Annotated in this window: 15 protein-coding genes; 5 read left to right on the top strand and 10 right to left on the bottom strand. The window is 71.4% G+C overall.

The genetic code is table 11. The features are described from left to right. Positions 1 to 53: 53 nt before the first annotated feature. A complete protein-coding gene (locus IW256_RS18515) occupies positions 54 to 479 on the bottom strand; it encodes a hypothetical protein (RefSeq protein ID WP_197012187.1) in 426 nt (141 codons plus the stop codon). A gap of 182 nt (positions 480 to 661) precedes the next feature. Here IW256_RS18515 and IW256_RS18510 point away from each other — a divergent pair, with 182 nt between their 5' ends. Then, positions 662 to 1,381: a tyrosine-type recombinase/integrase gene (locus tag IW256_RS18510; protein WP_197012186.1), complete on the top strand. Its 720-nt coding sequence runs from the start codon at positions 662 to 664 to the stop codon at positions 1,379 to 1,381. A gap of 76 nt (positions 1,382 to 1,457) precedes the next feature. Here the strand turns inward: IW256_RS18510 and IW256_RS18505 are convergent, their stop codons facing one another. The 3 genes from IW256_RS18505 to IW256_RS18495 form a co-directional block, all read right to left on the bottom strand. Then, complete coding sequence (locus IW256_RS18505; protein WP_197012185.1) at positions 1,458 to 1,961, bottom strand: hypothetical protein; 504 nt, start codon at positions 1,959 to 1,961, stop codon at positions 1,458 to 1,460. Positions 1,962 to 2,362: 401 nt separating this feature from the next. Beyond that, entirely contained in the window at positions 2,363 to 2,578 is a 216-nt protein-coding gene (locus IW256_RS18500) for a heavy-metal-associated domain-containing protein (protein ID WP_197012184.1), read from the bottom strand. After that, on the bottom strand, positions 2,575 to 3,015 hold the full coding sequence (locus IW256_RS18495; protein ID WP_197012183.1) for a nuclear transport factor 2 family protein: 441 nt from the start codon (positions 3,013 to 3,015) through the stop codon (positions 2,575 to 2,577). The genes IW256_RS18500 and IW256_RS18495 overlap by 4 nt, the downstream gene beginning before the upstream one ends. Positions 3,016 to 3,096: 81 nt before the next feature. Between IW256_RS18495 and IW256_RS18490 the strand changes: the two genes are divergently transcribed. After that, the gene (locus IW256_RS18490; protein WP_197012182.1) at positions 3,097 to 3,711 is read left to right on the top strand and encodes a TetR/AcrR family transcriptional regulator; all 615 of its coding nucleotides are present in this window, start codon (positions 3,097 to 3,099) and stop codon (positions 3,709 to 3,711) included. A gap of 128 nt (positions 3,712 to 3,839) precedes the next feature. On the opposite strand, the gene IW256_RS18485 is transcribed toward IW256_RS18490, so the two are convergent. Further along, positions 3,840 to 4,526 (bottom strand): response regulator transcription factor, encoded by a 687-nt coding sequence (locus tag IW256_RS18485; RefSeq protein WP_197012181.1) that lies wholly within the window; start codon positions 4,524 to 4,526, stop codon positions 3,840 to 3,842. A 19-nt stretch (positions 4,527 to 4,545) separates the two neighbouring features. Further along, positions 4,546 to 5,673, bottom strand: coding sequence for a sensor histidine kinase (locus IW256_RS18480; RefSeq protein ID WP_197012180.1), 1,128 nt, complete (start codon positions 5,671 to 5,673; stop codon positions 4,546 to 4,548). 136 nt (positions 5,674 to 5,809) lie between these two features. Between IW256_RS18480 and IW256_RS18475 the strand changes: the two genes are divergently transcribed. After that, positions 5,810 to 7,327 (top strand): alpha/beta hydrolase, encoded by a 1,518-nt coding sequence (locus IW256_RS18475; protein WP_197012179.1) that lies wholly within the window; start codon positions 5,810 to 5,812, stop codon positions 7,325 to 7,327. A 112-nt stretch (positions 7,328 to 7,439) separates the two neighbouring features. Here the strand turns inward: IW256_RS18475 and IW256_RS18470 are convergent, their stop codons facing one another. Beyond that, on the bottom strand, positions 7,440 to 8,552 hold the full coding sequence (locus IW256_RS18470; protein ID WP_197016386.1) for an ABC transporter substrate-binding protein: 1,113 nt from the start codon (positions 8,550 to 8,552) through the stop codon (positions 7,440 to 7,442). 122 nt (positions 8,553 to 8,674) lie between these two features. Here IW256_RS18470 and IW256_RS42765 point away from each other — a divergent pair, with 122 nt between their 5' ends. Together IW256_RS42765 and IW256_RS18460 are read left to right on the top strand one after the other, a co-directional pair. Next, the gene (locus tag IW256_RS42765; RefSeq protein WP_197012178.1) at positions 8,675 to 9,481 is read left to right on the top strand and encodes a MerR family transcriptional regulator; all 807 of its coding nucleotides are present in this window, start codon (positions 8,675 to 8,677) and stop codon (positions 9,479 to 9,481) included. After that, on the top strand, positions 9,478 to 10,467 hold the full coding sequence (locus IW256_RS18460; RefSeq protein ID WP_197012177.1) for a BtrH N-terminal domain-containing protein: 990 nt from the start codon (positions 9,478 to 9,480) through the stop codon (positions 10,465 to 10,467). The genes IW256_RS42765 and IW256_RS18460 overlap by 4 nt, the downstream gene beginning before the upstream one ends. Positions 10,468 to 10,493: 26 nt before the next feature. Here IW256_RS18460 and IW256_RS18455 read toward each other — a convergent pair whose 3' ends face one another. From IW256_RS18455 to IW256_RS42760, 3 genes are all read right to left on the bottom strand, one after another. Continuing rightward, entirely contained in the window at positions 10,494 to 10,907 is a 414-nt protein-coding gene (locus tag IW256_RS18455) for a VOC family protein (protein WP_231403836.1), read from the bottom strand. A gap of 210 nt (positions 10,908 to 11,117) precedes the next feature. Then, positions 11,118 to 12,611 carry a MutS-related protein gene (locus IW256_RS18450; RefSeq protein ID WP_197012176.1) on the bottom strand — a complete coding sequence of 498 codons (1,494 nt, stop codon included), beginning with the start codon at positions 12,609 to 12,611 and terminating at the stop codon, positions 11,118 to 11,120. Continuing rightward, positions 12,608 to 14,116 (bottom strand): MutS-related protein, encoded by a 1,509-nt coding sequence (locus IW256_RS42760; RefSeq protein WP_197012175.1) that lies wholly within the window; start codon positions 14,114 to 14,116, stop codon positions 12,608 to 12,610. Before IW256_RS42760 ends, IW256_RS18450 begins: the two co-directional genes overlap by 4 nt. Positions 14,117 to 14,130 lie beyond the last annotated feature (14 nt).

Genomic DNA, 14,130 nt, shown 5'->3' with positions numbered 1-14,130 from the left:
CGGGCTCCGGGCGGAGTGGTGAGCCACCACCCCGCCCGGAGCCCTGAGCGTCGTTATCCCTCGCCGGCGAACTCTTCGCGCAGGTCCTTGATCTCCTGGATCGGGTCGATGCCCTCCAGCGGTCCGGCGGTCACCAGCAGATGCTCGTTGGCATGCTCGTCGGCGACGCACAGGGTCACGGTGAAGCCCGCCGCATGCAGCACCGCCACGTAGGTGGTCAGCATGGTGCTCTCCACGGTGCGGCGAAACATCAGCAGCGGGTGGTGGGGATGACGGGGATGCTCGGCCGCCGTGAGGTAGGAGGGCTCCATGTAGTCGCCGGTGGCGAAGGAGACCTCCACAGCCCGATCCCTGGCAAACACGCTGAAGCCCGCCGTCTGCATAGGCGAGCGAGAGGAGGCTTTCGCCGCTCCCGCCACGGTGAGGATCGTCTCCACGTTCCGTGCCAGGCGCTGTAGTGCGAAGGGTGCGTCGCTCATGGAAGGCACGGTACGCGCCGGGGCCAGGCGCGCCGAGATGTTGGCGGAACTGGCAACGGGTGGTGATCCCCGCCGTGATCGCACGTGATTGGTTGTGCTCCCGCGTGCCCCCGTCGCTCCCCGAGCGTCTCACATAATTCAACGCCCTCCCCCGCACCGGGCCCGCCGCGGCCTGGCCCACGGTGGCGGCCTGGCTGCAGGCCGCCCGCACCGCCACCACCCGCCAAGCCCGCCTGGCCGACACCGCGGCGTTCCTGCGCTGGCTGGCAGCCGCCGCGCCCGGCGTGAGCCTATGGACCGCCTCCGAGGACGTGCTGGTCGCCAGCGAGGGCACCACCCCGGCCCGGCCCCTGGCCGAGGCCACCGCGCTGCTGGCCGGGGCCGAGGCGATCGCCGCCACCCGCCCCGCCGACGCCGCCGCGGCCGCGCTGCTGATCTCCACCGGGCTGCGCGCCGCCGAGGTCGCCGCCCTCACCGCCGGGCGGATCGCCGACGACTCCGGCCACCGCGTCATCCGGATCCGCGTCAAGGGCGGCAAGACCATCGCCCTGCCGCTGCCGCCCCGCGTCTGCGCGCTGCTGGAACCGCTGCTGGCCGGCCGCGCCCCGCACGAGCCGCTGCTACAGCGCGAGGACGGCAGGCCGTTCGACCGGTGGCGGCTGACCACCGCACTGCGCCGCACCGCCCGCGCCGCCGGCGTCGACCCCACGGGCCTGACCCCGCACGTGCTGCGCGCCACCGCCGCCACCCTGCTCCTGGACGCCGGCACCCCCGTCGAGCTGGTCCAGGCGCTGCTGGGGCACGCCTCCCCCGTCACCACCAAGCGCTACGACCGCGGCACCCGCCGCCTGGACGGCCACGCCACCTACCGCCTGGCCGGGATCCTCGCCGGAGGCTCCTGACCGTCCTGACCGCCCGGTCATCTTGCTTCCGTACCGGTTCCAGGTGCAGGGCCTGAAGCGCACGGGGCCGGAAGCCTCATGATCTCGGGCACTTGCTCTTGGGCAGCTTTACCGAGCCGATTTGCCCGGTCGGGTAGCCGACCCTCTTCTGCCCACTGGTGCGCGGGTTGACGACGATGCAGGTGATCAACTCGCCATAGTGGGTGCGGACGACGATCCGGCGCTTTTTGTTGCAATGGTTGTTGAAGTAGAAGGTGGTCGAGAGGGACCCGGTGCCCCAGGAGACGTTGAACCGCTTGCCGCGGGGAGAGTTGCATTTGGAGCTCTTGCGACGCACTTCGAGGGGCTCGGCGTCCGGCGTGGCAGTCGGCTGGCTTGAGACGGACTGCGGGCCGACTTGAGATGCGGTTCCGCTGGTGCCGGTGGGTTGGGCGATGGCCGTGGCCGATGAGCTGATCAGGAAGGTGCCCGTGGCGGCAGCGAGGAGTGAGGTCGTGATGGCTGTGCGCATTGCTTTCCTTTCGGTTGATTTCGGGCTGGGGCTGACCTCCTGACGAAAGAGTCCGGTGAAATGTGACATGGCCTCGATGCTCGCAGACTCCCTCACGGCAGTGGGGATCCCGGTAGCGATCGCCGAAAATCCAACGAATATGGCGTTGGCCTGGGGCGATGCGTTTCCGAGGACCGGACAGAGTTGCTGTTCTGTCCGCCGGATCATGATCGTTCTCAGCGCCAACGGCTGCCCGCAGGTTCCTCAACCCCGGAATCAGCCAGTGGGCCATACGCGACTCCCGTCCAGGGGACGCCGAAACCGTGCGGGTGCGCTTCGCTCCTGGCGCTCCCTGTTGAGCCGCGGCCCGGCGAACGTCACTGCCGTTAGGGCGGGCAGCAGGCGCTGCTGCCGGAGGCGTGGTGGACGGCGACTCTGGAGGCGGCGCACCTCGGCGATCACGCTCGCTGCGGCGGGCGTGCGGGTCGAACCTACTGGTTCGCGTGCGTGAGTTCGTAGCCGGCCTCTTCGACGGCGGCGCGCACGTCCTGGGTATCGAGGCTCTCGTTGCTGGTCACCGCGACCCTTCCGGTGTCGACGTCCACCGCGACGGCGGTGACGCCGGCGATGCGTTCGATCTCCTCGGTGACGAAGGCGGCGCAGTGTCCGCAGGTCATGCCGGCGACCGTGTAACCGCTCTCGATCATGCCGATGCGTCCCTTCCGCCGGATGCGGCGGGCGCCGCCTGGTCCGGGCCGGCGGCAGGGACGGTCCGGGTGAGCATGTGCGCTTCGCGCATCCGCCCGTCGGCGGCGAACCGCCCGAAGAAACAGACCTCGATCGCCAGGTACTTGCCACGCCGCTGGACGTGCAAGGTGTAGCGGGCGGCGATCCGGTCCCCGTTGGCGATGGCCTCGTGCACCTCTGTCCGGTTGCTGGGCCGGGTCTTGCGTATCGGGCGGGTGTGCGCGATGAGCTTGTCGCGGTCCATCCGGTGTCCGTCGGCGACCTGGACGATGTCCGGGGCGTGGTACCTGTCGAAGATCAGCGCCGGATCCTCGTCGCTCTGCACCAATTCCTCGTGGAAGGACATGAAAAAGTCGGCGATGAACTGCTTCGGGTCGGTGCCGGCGAGTGTGCGCATGGCGCTCCCGTTGACTGGACGTACGATCTCTTACGCGCTGTAAGATATACCGAGCTCGACAACTTTGACAAGGTGTAAGAAATGCCCTCGTCCCCGGCCCGCCACCGTCGCGCCGACGCCCGCCGCAGCAGGGCCGCCATCCTGGACGCCGCCGTCCAGATCCTCGACGCCCGGCCCGACGCCGGAATGGAAACGATCGCCGCGACCGCCGGTGTCACCCGCCAGACCGTCTACGCCCACTTCCCCTCGCGAGAGCAGTTGCTGCTGGCCGTCGCCGACCGGATCACCGAGGAGGTCGCCGCCGCCATCGACGCCACCGACCCCCAGGCCGGACCGGCCGCTGACGCCCTGCTGCGCCTGCTCGACGCCAGCGCTCAGACAGCTCACCGCTACCCCGCACTGCTGCAGAAGATCAGCGCACTGCCGGTCAGCCCGCAAGCCGACCACGACCGGCATTCGCCCATCACCGAGCGGATCGGTCAGGTGATCGAGCGCGGCCGGCAGACCGGAGAGTTCGACGACCGGCTCCCGCTCGGCTGGCTGGTCGCCGCCACCGTGAAGCTCGCCCACAGCGCGAGCGAGGAACGGCAAGCCGGCCGGATGTCCAGCCAGGAAGCGGAACACGCGCTTCGCACCAGCGTGCTCCGCATTCTCGGTGCGGCCCCAGAAGAAGACGGCTCATCTCGCTCTCGGTGAGCCCCGGCGACTGAACTCGGCGACCGCCTCGGCCCAGGGGGTGCAAGTAGCGGCTCACGTTCTCGGTCTTCTCGTGCCAGGACTTGGCCATCAGCAGATGAACACCGGCCCGCTGATCTGAACGCGGCTCAGCGCGGGTCCCTGCGCCCGGGGCCCGGCCCGGCCTCCCGAGGTGCGCCGTCCAGGTAGGCGAGCACTGCCCGCACGCGGCGGTGGCCGGACTCGTCCGGTGCCAGGCCGAGCTTGGCGAAGATGTTGCCGATGTGCTTGTGGACGGCGTTGTCGGAGATGCGCATCCGCTCGGCGATGGTGGCGTTGTCGTGGCCCTGCGCCATGAGGGCGAGCGACTCTCGCTCGCGGGGCGTGAGGGTGTCCAGGGGGTCGCCGGCGCGGCGCGCGAGGAGCTGGGCGACCACTTCGGGGTCCATGGCGGTGCCGCCGGCCGCGACGCGGCGTAGGGCGTCGACGAATTCGGCCACCCGGCCGATGCGGTCCTTGAGGAGGTAGCCGATGCCTCCGCGGCCGTCGGAGAGGAGCTCGCCGGCGTAATCACGCTCGACGTACTGCGACAGCACCAGGATCGGCAGCGCGCCGTGTTCGCGGCGGGCCCGCAGCGCGGCGTGGATTCCCTCGTCGCGGAACGACGGCGGCAGCCGCACGTCCACGATGGCGATGTCGGGGCGCTGCTCGGCGACGGCGTCGAGGAACGCCTCGCCGTCGCCGACGACCGCCACGACCTCGCAGCCCTTCGCCGCCAGCAGCAGTTCCAGGCCGCTGGACAGCAGGACGTTGTCCTCGGCGATCACGACCCGCACGGGACCTCCTGAACGATCACTATGCGCACGGCATCCGGACGGCGAGCGTGGTGGGGCCGCCCGGCGGGCTGTCGAGGCGGACGGCGCCGTCCAGGGCGGCGACCCGCCGGCGGATCCCGGCGATCCCGGTGCCGCGCGCCTCGTCGGCGCCGCCCCTTCCGTCGTCGGTGACCTCGATGGACAGCACGTCGCCGGCGCGCGCGACCCGGAGGGCGGCCCGCGTGGCGGCGGCGTGCTTGGTCACGTTCGTCAGCGCCTCGGCGATCACGTAGTACGCCACCGCCTCCACGGCCGCCGGAAGCGTGCCCAGATCGGCGAGCTCGATGTGGACCGGCACGCTCGACCGGGCGGCCAGCGCCGCCAGCGCCCCGTCGAGCCCGCGGTCGGCGAGGATCGGCGGGTAGATCGTCTGGAGCACGGTGCGGAGCTCGGCCATCGCCTCCTCCGCCGTCTCGTGCGCCTGCTGGAGCAGCGTCGCCACCGTGTCCGGGTCGCCGGCGAGCGACTCCCGCGCGAGGCCCACCTGCATGGCGATGGCCACCAGGCGCGCCTGCGTCCCGTCGTGCAGATCGCGTTCGATCCGCTGGAGCTCCGCGCCATGGGCGTCGACCACCCCCACCCGGCTCCTGGTCAGCACGTCGACCCGTTCGGTGAGCCGCTCGCGGGCCGACGGCGTGAGCACCGCCAGGCACAGCCGCGCGTGGAGCCGCGCCAGCGCCGGGAGCACCCACCAGGCCGCCGCACCGAGGACGGCGATCTGAACGGAGCCCCCGACCAGCGCGGTCGCCCAATCGCCCACGTGGAGGTCCAGAACGGAGAACAGGGTGGGACGAGCGTCGGGGGGAAACGCCCACCACAACGGCGACGCGACCGCGGCGACCAGGATGTTGCCCAGGCACATCAGGGCGGCCAGCCCGAGCGGGAACCCGGCGGCGACGTGCGCGAGCGCCCAGGCGAGACCTCGCCGCCCGGTCGGCCGCCCGCCGTCCTGAACGCCGAGCAGCCTGCCGGCCCGCTGACGGTGCCAGTCCGCCCAGCGCCGTGCGGCGGGCGGCGCGAGCAGTACCGGCAGCGCGACCGCCGTGGCCACGGCGGTGGCCAGCGTGCCCAGCAGGTAGGCCGAGCAGGAGAACGCACGGTCACGCATGCGCACCTCCTCCCGCCGCCGGTATGGAGATCATTATTCGTCCCCGGTCCCGGCCGGGCACTACAGCGGGCTGTACCAACGCGCGTGCGGCCGGCTGTATCGTGCCGGACGCCCGGCCGCCATAGCGTCCTCGACCATGAAACCGACATTCGCGCGGACGGGCGGACTCCTGGTTCCGGCCCTCGCCCTGAACGCTCTGTCCGCCGCCGTCGCGCCCCCGGCCAGGGCCGACGGCGGCCCACCCTCGCCGCTCGACTGGAAACCCTGCGCGCAGGGCCCCGACGACACCCTCGGCAGGGATCTCGACCAGGCGGGCGCACGGTGCGCGGAGCTCACCGTCCCGCTCGACCATTCCAGGCCCGGCGGCCGTACGATCAAGCTTGCGCTGTCCCGCCTCCCCGCCACCGACCGCGCAAACCGCATCGGCACCATGGTCCTCAACAACGGCGGCCCCGGCGAGAGCACGCTGGGCATGCCGCTGCAGGCGCGCGCGGCCATGAAGGGCGTCGGCGCCCGTTACGACCTCATCGGCCTTGACCCGCGCTTCGTCGGGCGCAGCACGCCGCTCGACTGCGGCTGGCCCATCGGCCTGTGGCTCCGTTCGGCCGGCCCGACCCGCGCCCGGTTCGATCACCAGGTGGCGGTGCAGCGCGACCTGGCCGAGCGCTGCGCCCGGCGCCACGCCGATGTGCTCCCGTACGCCAACACGCGCGACACGGCCCGCGACATCGACCTCGTGCGCCGCGTCCTCGGGGAGCGCCGGATCTCCTTCCTCGGCTACTCCTACGGCGGCTACCTGGGGGCGGTCTACACCCAGATGTTCCCCGGCCGCACCGACCGCGTCGTCCTGGACAGCGCGGGCGACCCGGACAGGTGGGGCCCCAGGGCGACGCAGGGCACCGAAGATGAGGCGGAACGCGCGCTGCGCGGCTGGGCGGCCTGGGCCGCCGAACGTCACGGCACCTATGGCCTCGGCGCCACCCCCGCCCGCGTGCTCGCCACCGTGAACGCGATCGTCGCCGCCGCGGAGGAGCGCCCGCTGCGCGTCGGTCCCTATGAGGTGGACGAGCAGGCGGTCCCCTACATCCTCTCCGCCGGCTCCGGCAACGACCGTCCCGTGGCCCGCGCGGAGTTCGCCTCCGTCGTCCGGACCCTGAACGAGGCCGCGCACGGCCGCCCGGCCGACCCCGGCCCCGGACTCGACGGACTCCTGACGTTCGTCCTGACCAGCGCCGGCTCCCCGCTCGCCGGCCCGGCGGCGGCGATCACCTGCGGCGACCGCGCCGCGCCACGCGACCCCGACACCTACTGGAACGACATCCAGCGCAGCCGCGCGCGGCACCCCCTCTTCGGCCCCCTCAAGAACAACATCTGGCCCTGCGCCTTCTGGCCGAACCGGCCACGCGAGCGCCCTACGAGCATCGGCAACCCCACCCCAGCGCTGATCGTGTCCGCCACCGGCGACACCGCCACCACCTACGAGGGCGGCAAGGCCATGCACCGGGCGCTGACCGGCTCCCGCCTGCTCACCCTGCGCGGCACCACCGCTCACGGGATCTACGGCGAATACGGCAACACCTGTGTGGACGCGAAGGTCAATGCCTACCTGGCCACCGGCATCCTCCCCGCCGCCGACCCGGTCTGCCATCCCTGATCCGCCCCGAGGCCCGCTCCACGAGACGGCATGGGGGCGCGAGCCTGGACCCGTAGACGGATGGACGGCCTCGCGTTCGCACGGATCCGGGCGGTCGGACCTCCGTGCCCGGTCAGCCGGCGTGAAGGATCCGGAAACGATCAGGTTCCGCCGGATCCCGATCGACGACCTGGACCGGCGGCCACGCCCATTGCCGGACGCTGATGCCTGGCGTCCGGGAGAACCGGATCCGCCCGCGGGTGCCTTCGACCGCGACCCGTGGCCAGGATTCGGCGATGCGCGCCCGGTCCGCGCCGTGAGAACGCAGCACCTCGGCGAGGACGGCGACCGTGTCGTAGCCCTCGAAGGCGATGAAAGAGGGCGCTTCGGCCAGCCGCTCGCGGAGGGCCGTCCCGACCCGTGCGCCGAGCGGGCTGAGGCGCTCGGGCAGGTAGCGCAGGAACGGGATCGCGGCGCCGTCGTCGCCGAGCAGCGTCGCCCATTCGGCGAACTCCGGTTGCCCGGCCGGAGCACCGATCAGGATGTCGGCCAGGCGCCGGTCGCGGCGGACGGACTTGACGATCGACACGGCCGGCTCCGGGATGCCGACCAGAAGAAGGAGGGCCGTCGCGCGATGGGCGACGAGTTCGTCGCACACGGCCGTGGGGGCGAGTGCGCGCATGTCGAGTTCGATGACGGTGCCGCCGCGTGGAGCGAGGTGTTCCCGCAGGATGCGGGCCCCGGACGCCCAGTAGACACTCGGCTGGGCTGCTACGGCGATTCGGTTGTGGCCGGCGCCGAGGAGGAATTCCGCGTAGATCCGCCAGCCGTGGGACTGCGCCGGGGCGAGGCGCGCGACCCGCTCCGTCGGCTGTTCGGTGAGCGCGTCGAGGACCGCTGACGAGCAGAGGAACGGCAGGCCGAGGGCGTCGGCCCTGGCGGCGGCGGCGCGAGCGACGACGCTGTGGTACTCCCCCGCCAAGGCGGCCACGCCCAGGCGGGCCAATTCGTCTACGGCCGCCACGGCCCTCTGTGGATCAGCGGCGGTGTCCCGGACCACCAGCTCGAGTGGCCTTCCGGCGATCCCGCCGGCGTCATTGACTTCGCGGACGGCCAGCTCGAGTCCAGCGAGCAGGTGGCGGCCCGCCCCGACCCAGCCAGGCGGAGACAGCGGGACGAGGGCGCCGATCTGGACGGATGATCCGTCGGTCCGCTCCGGTCCCGGCGGCGATGGTGGCGTATTCATGCGTCGGCGTCCCCTATGTGGCGATGACCTGCAAGCCTGCCATGCCTTCCCGTGCCCCGTCACCATGATCGTCGAGCTGCGGCGTTGGACTCTCCCACCGTGGGAGGGTCCACCATGAGGGTGTGCAGGACGAACTCCTTACCATCGGACGCTTTGCCCGCCTGTGCCGGCTCAGCGTCAAGCAGCTGCGGCACTACGACGAGATGGGGCTGTTGGCTCCGGTCCGCGTGGACGCCAGCTCCGGCTACCGCTATTACGCACCTGAACAGGCACGCGATGCCCTCACCATCGCCATGCTCCGTGAGATGGATCTTCCGCTGGCCGTGATCGCCCAGGCGTTGGCCGCCGACCCTGAGCGCAGGGCGCAGATCCTGCGCGCTGAGCGGGACCGGCTGGCCGAGCGGATCAGCAGGGACCAGGCGCGGCTGGGGATGCTGGAGCGGCTGGCGGAGGGCGGCCTGCCCGGCTACGAGGTGTCGATGAGAGGGGAGCCGGAACGACGGCTGGCCGTGGTGCGGGCGGTCTGCACCCCTGCGGAGATCGGGGAGAAGGTCGGGGAGTGCGTAGGCCGGCTGCTGCCCGTCCTCGGCACGGCGGGCATCGCATGGGAGCCGCCGCTGTGGGCGTTGTACCCGCTGGATCTGGAAGAGCGAATGGAGTTCGCCATCGGAGTGCAGACATCGCAGGGGGAAGGGGCGCCCGGCCTGGAGTTCGAGGCGGTCCCCGGCGGGCTTGCCGCGGAGACCGTCCACATCGGGCCCTACGCCCAGCTGCCGTTGGCCTACAACGCTCTCTTCGCCGCCATCCATGAGCGCGGACTGCGACCGCGGGGACCCGCCTGCGAGGCCTATCTCGTCAGCCCGGCGGAGGCACCGCAAGAAGAACTGATGACCCGCTTGATCGTCCCTGTCGAGGAGAGCAAGGCATGACCACGCTGCTGGACGTCGATGCCCGCGGTACGCAGCACTGCGAGACGACGGCGCTGGGGGTGCTGCTGAGGCACCAAGGACTCGATCTGTCCGAACCCATGCTCTTCGGCCTCGGCTCCGGCCTGTCCTTCATCTACTGGGACGGCAAGAACATGGGCTTTCCCTTCCTCGGGGGACGGGTCAGGCCTTTCGACCTCACCAGGAACCTGGCGGCCAGACTCCGGCTGGAGCTGCTGGTCCGGGAGACCACATCGCCCCGCAGGGCGTGGGAGAACGTGACGGCCTCCATTCACGCCGGTCACCCGGTCGGGCTGCAGCTCGACAGCTACCACCTGGAGTACTTCACCTCGAAGGTGCACTTCGGCGGTCATGTCGTCGCCCTCTACGGCTATGACGACCATGACGCCTACCTGGTGGACACCGACCAGCAAGGTGGTGCGGTGTCCACCAGCCTGAGCAGCCTCGCCCAGGCCAGGGCCGCGCGCGGCCCGATGACCGCCAGGCACCGGTCCTTCACGCTCGTCGTTCCTGAGAACCTTCCCTCTCCCCAGGGGCAGGTCGTTCCCGCCATCACCGCCTGCGCCGACGCCTTCCTCAACCCGCCCATAGCCAACCTCGGCCATCGAGGCATCGAGAAGGCCGGCAAGCTGGTACGCACATGGCTCCAGCGCACCGACGACCCGCGGCGGGACCTGCCGCAGGCCGCCCTCTTGATGGAAAAGGCCGGCACCGGCGGCGCCTTGTTCCGCAACCTCTACCGCGATTTCCTCGCCGAGTGCACCGGACTGCTGGACAGCGGCCACCTGCGTACCGGCCACAGGCTGTACGCCGAGGCGGCCACCCTGTGGACGGAGACCGCAGCGATGATCACGAAAGCCGGTGAATCAGGCGACGAGCAGTGCCTCCTCCAGGCCGGCACCATCCTCAACGATCTCTCACGCATCGAGTACGAGGCCATGCAGGCACTCAGCCGCCTGGAGAAGTGAGGGGCCAGGCACGACCCCCTCGGGTGCTACTCCGCGTAGGGCTGGTCGGTTCCCTGGGCGCTGTAGCCGAGGCTCCAGATGTAGCCGTCCGGGTCGGCGAAGGTGCCGCCGTACCCGCCCCACGGCAGGGCGCCGGCGGGCTTGAGGATCGTGGCGCCGGCCTTCTCTGCCTCCGCCATGACCTCGTCCACTCGGGCCTCGCTACGGACGACGTAGGTGAGGACCAGCCCGCTGAAGCCGTCGCCCTCCGGGCTCGTGCCCACCTGGCCGGCCAGCCCTTCGCGGTCGTAGAAGCCGACGGGCGAGGCTCCGTCCGACTCGAAGAACACCGAGACGCCGTAGTCGTTCTGGATCTTCCAGCCGAGCCCCTCGGTGTAGAACCGCTTCGCCCGCTCCATGTCCCGGACGCCGAGGAGGATCGAACTCACGTGCGCTTTCATGCCTTGTCTCCTTGTGCTGAAGGTGTACGTGCCGCCTGGACCCGCGGGCGTGACATCCGGGCCGGGCCCGGTGGTCACATCGGCGCGGTCCGCGTGAAGATCACGCTACGTACGGGTCGGGGGCCGACGCTTCTTGATTCCTGACCGGTCCGGGCGCCGAGGCCGCCGTGTCCGGCCACTTCGGCGGCTCGTTCGGCGGGCCGAGTCCCGTCAGTCCAGCCGCTCGCCGAAGATCCGCGCGTACAGGTCCGCGGCGTGGGCGGTGGGTGACGGGGCTCCCGGAGCCAGGCGGAACGAGCGCTCGCCGTCCGGGCCTCGCGCGGCGGTGAGGAACAGGGAACGGGCGGGGCGGGCGGTACGCATCCGCTGGGCGAAGTCGTGGAGATGCGTCACGAACATCACGCGGATGCCGTGGTCGGTGAGGGCGCTGACGATCTCGGTGGAGATGTCGGAGCCTTCGCGTTCATTGGTGGACATGAACGACTCGTTGCACAGAACCAGGTCGCCGGTGCGCAGCACGTCGACGACGGCGCTCATCCGGGCCAGTTCCCCGTCGAGCCTCCCGCTGGTCATCGAAGCGTCCGCCTCGCGTTTGAAGTGCGTGAAGACGCCGCCGACGACCGACGCGGCCAGGCTCCGGGCGGTGACGAACATCCCGCTCTGCATCATCAGGTGGGCCAGCCCGACGCTCCGCAGGAAGGTCGTCTTGCCGCCCCGGTTGGCCCCGGTGATCACGACGAGGCCGATGCCGTCGGCGGCGACGTCGTTGGCCACGACCGCACCGCCGCGCCGCAGGGCTAGACCCGGCTCGTACAGCCCTCGGGCGGTGAAGGCCCGCTCGCCGGGCGGGCAGGGCCGGGGAAGGCAGATCGGCAGGCCGCTCCGTGACAGCGTCCCGGCCAGGTTGAGACAGCCGACGTAGAAGCCCAGCTCGTCGCGCATGGCGGCGAAGAAGCCGCGGACGTTGCCGGCGGACTCGTCCGCCGCGTCGGCGATCACCTCGAGGACGCGGCCGCGGAACGCCGCCAGCATGCGCCAGTCCTCGTCGTGCCTGCCCCAGATGGAATGGCTGAGCCCGGCCTTCTTCAGCCGCCGCTGGGTGCTGGAGCCCCGTCCCTTGACGGGCGGCTCCTGCAGGCGGAAGTCGACGCCCCTGCCGCTCTCGCCGAGGCGGGCGGTGGCGATGATGCCCTGCTCGAAGTCGATCCGTTCCAGGAGCGCCTCGACGTCGGTGAGGTATTTCCCGTCCAGCCGGTCGCGGATCATCCGGAACAGCCGGGCGAAGCCGGCCGAGCCGAATCCGTCCGCGTTCGCGGCGGCGAAGGCGCTCAACCGCCGCAGGTGGCCGCAGAACGTCTCCAGTGCGCGCAACGACCCGTTCAGCCGGGCCTCGGGACTCGCCCCACCGCGGATGATCTTCTGCTCTTCGGCCAGCGCCCGTCCGGCCAGTTCGTACAGCGCCCGGACGGCCGATTCGTTGCGGAGGCAGTCGCCGAGCACCTCCTGCCGGTAGGTGATCGCGGCGGGGTCGGTGAGCGGTGCCAGGAGCGCGGCTCGGGCGATCATGTGCAGTCTGCCGTCACCGCGCGCCATCCCGGCCCACAGTTCCTCCAATGCCAGGTCATCGACCAGTTCGCGGAGGGTGGCCGACTCGGGGACGACCGGTGGGACGTCGGCGTCGGGGAACATCAGCCGCGGTCTCATCGGCCCAGCCTCGACGCCAGCCGGTCATAGGTCAGCCCGTGTCTTTCCGCCATCGCCATCGCGTAGGCGCGCCCGTCGGGGACGCGGCGCTCGATCTTGTAGGTGCGGGTGTGGGCGCCGTCGTCCGTGACCGTGCTCACCATGCTCACCGTCTTGGGGTCCAGCCGGGACAGCTCGTCGAGGAAGCTCACCCACAGGCATTGGGCGTCCAGCCCGGAGAGGGCCGCGAGTACCGCCCCGCTCAGCGAGAGGGCGTCCTCGGACGTGGTGGAGGTGAAGATCTCGTTCAGCACGATGAGGCTGTCGGGGGTCGCACGGTCGAGGATCGCGCGCAGCCGCAGCAGTTCCTCTTCGAGCTTGCCGGCGAGCCCGGCGGGGTTCTCGGCCCGCTCGTAGTGGGTGAGGATCCGGTCGGGCAGGAAGAGGCGCGCCCGGCGGGCGGGGACCGGGCAGCCGAGGGCGGCCAGATGGTGGAGCTGGCCGAAGGCGCGTGACAGGGTCGTCTTGCCGCCCTGGTTGGGCCCGGACACCAGCAGGATCCGTTCGCCTTCGCCGAGGTCGACGTCGTTGACCACCACGCGTCCGCCGCCGGCCACCAGCTTGTCCGCGAGCGCGAGGTCGAACACCTCGCGGGCGAGCATCCCCTTCTCGGCGGCGGAGACCTCCGGGTGGCAGAACGGCAGCCCGGCCTCCCGCAGCGGGGTGAGGAACTCCAGGTAGCCGAGGTAGAAGCGCAGCTCACGGTCGATCCCGACGATCCCCTCGTCGAGGAGGTCACGGTGAGTCTCGCAGAAGGCGGCGAGTTCACCGAAGACGCCCGGGTGCAACTCCACCACGAGGTCCAGCACTCCGGCCTCGACCTGGTCCAGGTTCATGCCGGCGGCCCGCTGCGCGGTGGCGGGGTTCCCCCGCCCGCCGGACGGCCGGTCGGGCCGGAACCGGGCGAACGCCGCCAGGACCTGATCGGCGAAGTCGAACCGGGCGCCGGGGTCGTGGGCCGCGACCGTGATCTTGTCTCCGCGCAGGAACAGGTCGTAGCGGACCTCGCCGAGCCGGTCCCGCAGCCGCCGGGCCTGCTCGCCCGCCCCGGTGAACGACGCGGCCGCGACGTGCTGGGACAGGTCGTCGCGCAGTCCTCGCAGGCCCGGGGCCGTGGCCGGTTCCAGTCCCTCCGCGAGCCCGATCACCGTGGCCTCGTACTCCAGGACGGCCTCCAGGAACCAGTGGTGCGCCTGCGGCGGATGCTTCGTCCGCTCCATGACCTCCAGGCGCCGCCGTGTCCGGGCCATCCCCGCGGTGAACCGCTCGGCGGCCTGGAACAGGGCCGGGTCCTCCAGGTCGCGGAAGACCGCCTGCCGGAAGCCGATCAGCTGCGGGTCGCGCAGGGGCAGGTGGAAGAAGGTCTCCAGGCCGAAGCCGGCGTGCTTCCGGGTGACCGCCCGCACGATCTGGTCGAGGTTGAGGTCACGAAAGTACTCCGGCTCAGGCTCCGGCCCGGCCGGCACGCCGTGTTCTCCGA

The sequence above is a fragment of the Actinomadura viridis genome (assembly GCF_015751755.1).
Lineage (GTDB): Bacteria > Actinomycetota > Actinomycetes > Streptosporangiales > Streptosporangiaceae > Spirillospora > Spirillospora viridis.
This window is presented reverse-complemented; position numbering and strand designations above follow the sequence as displayed.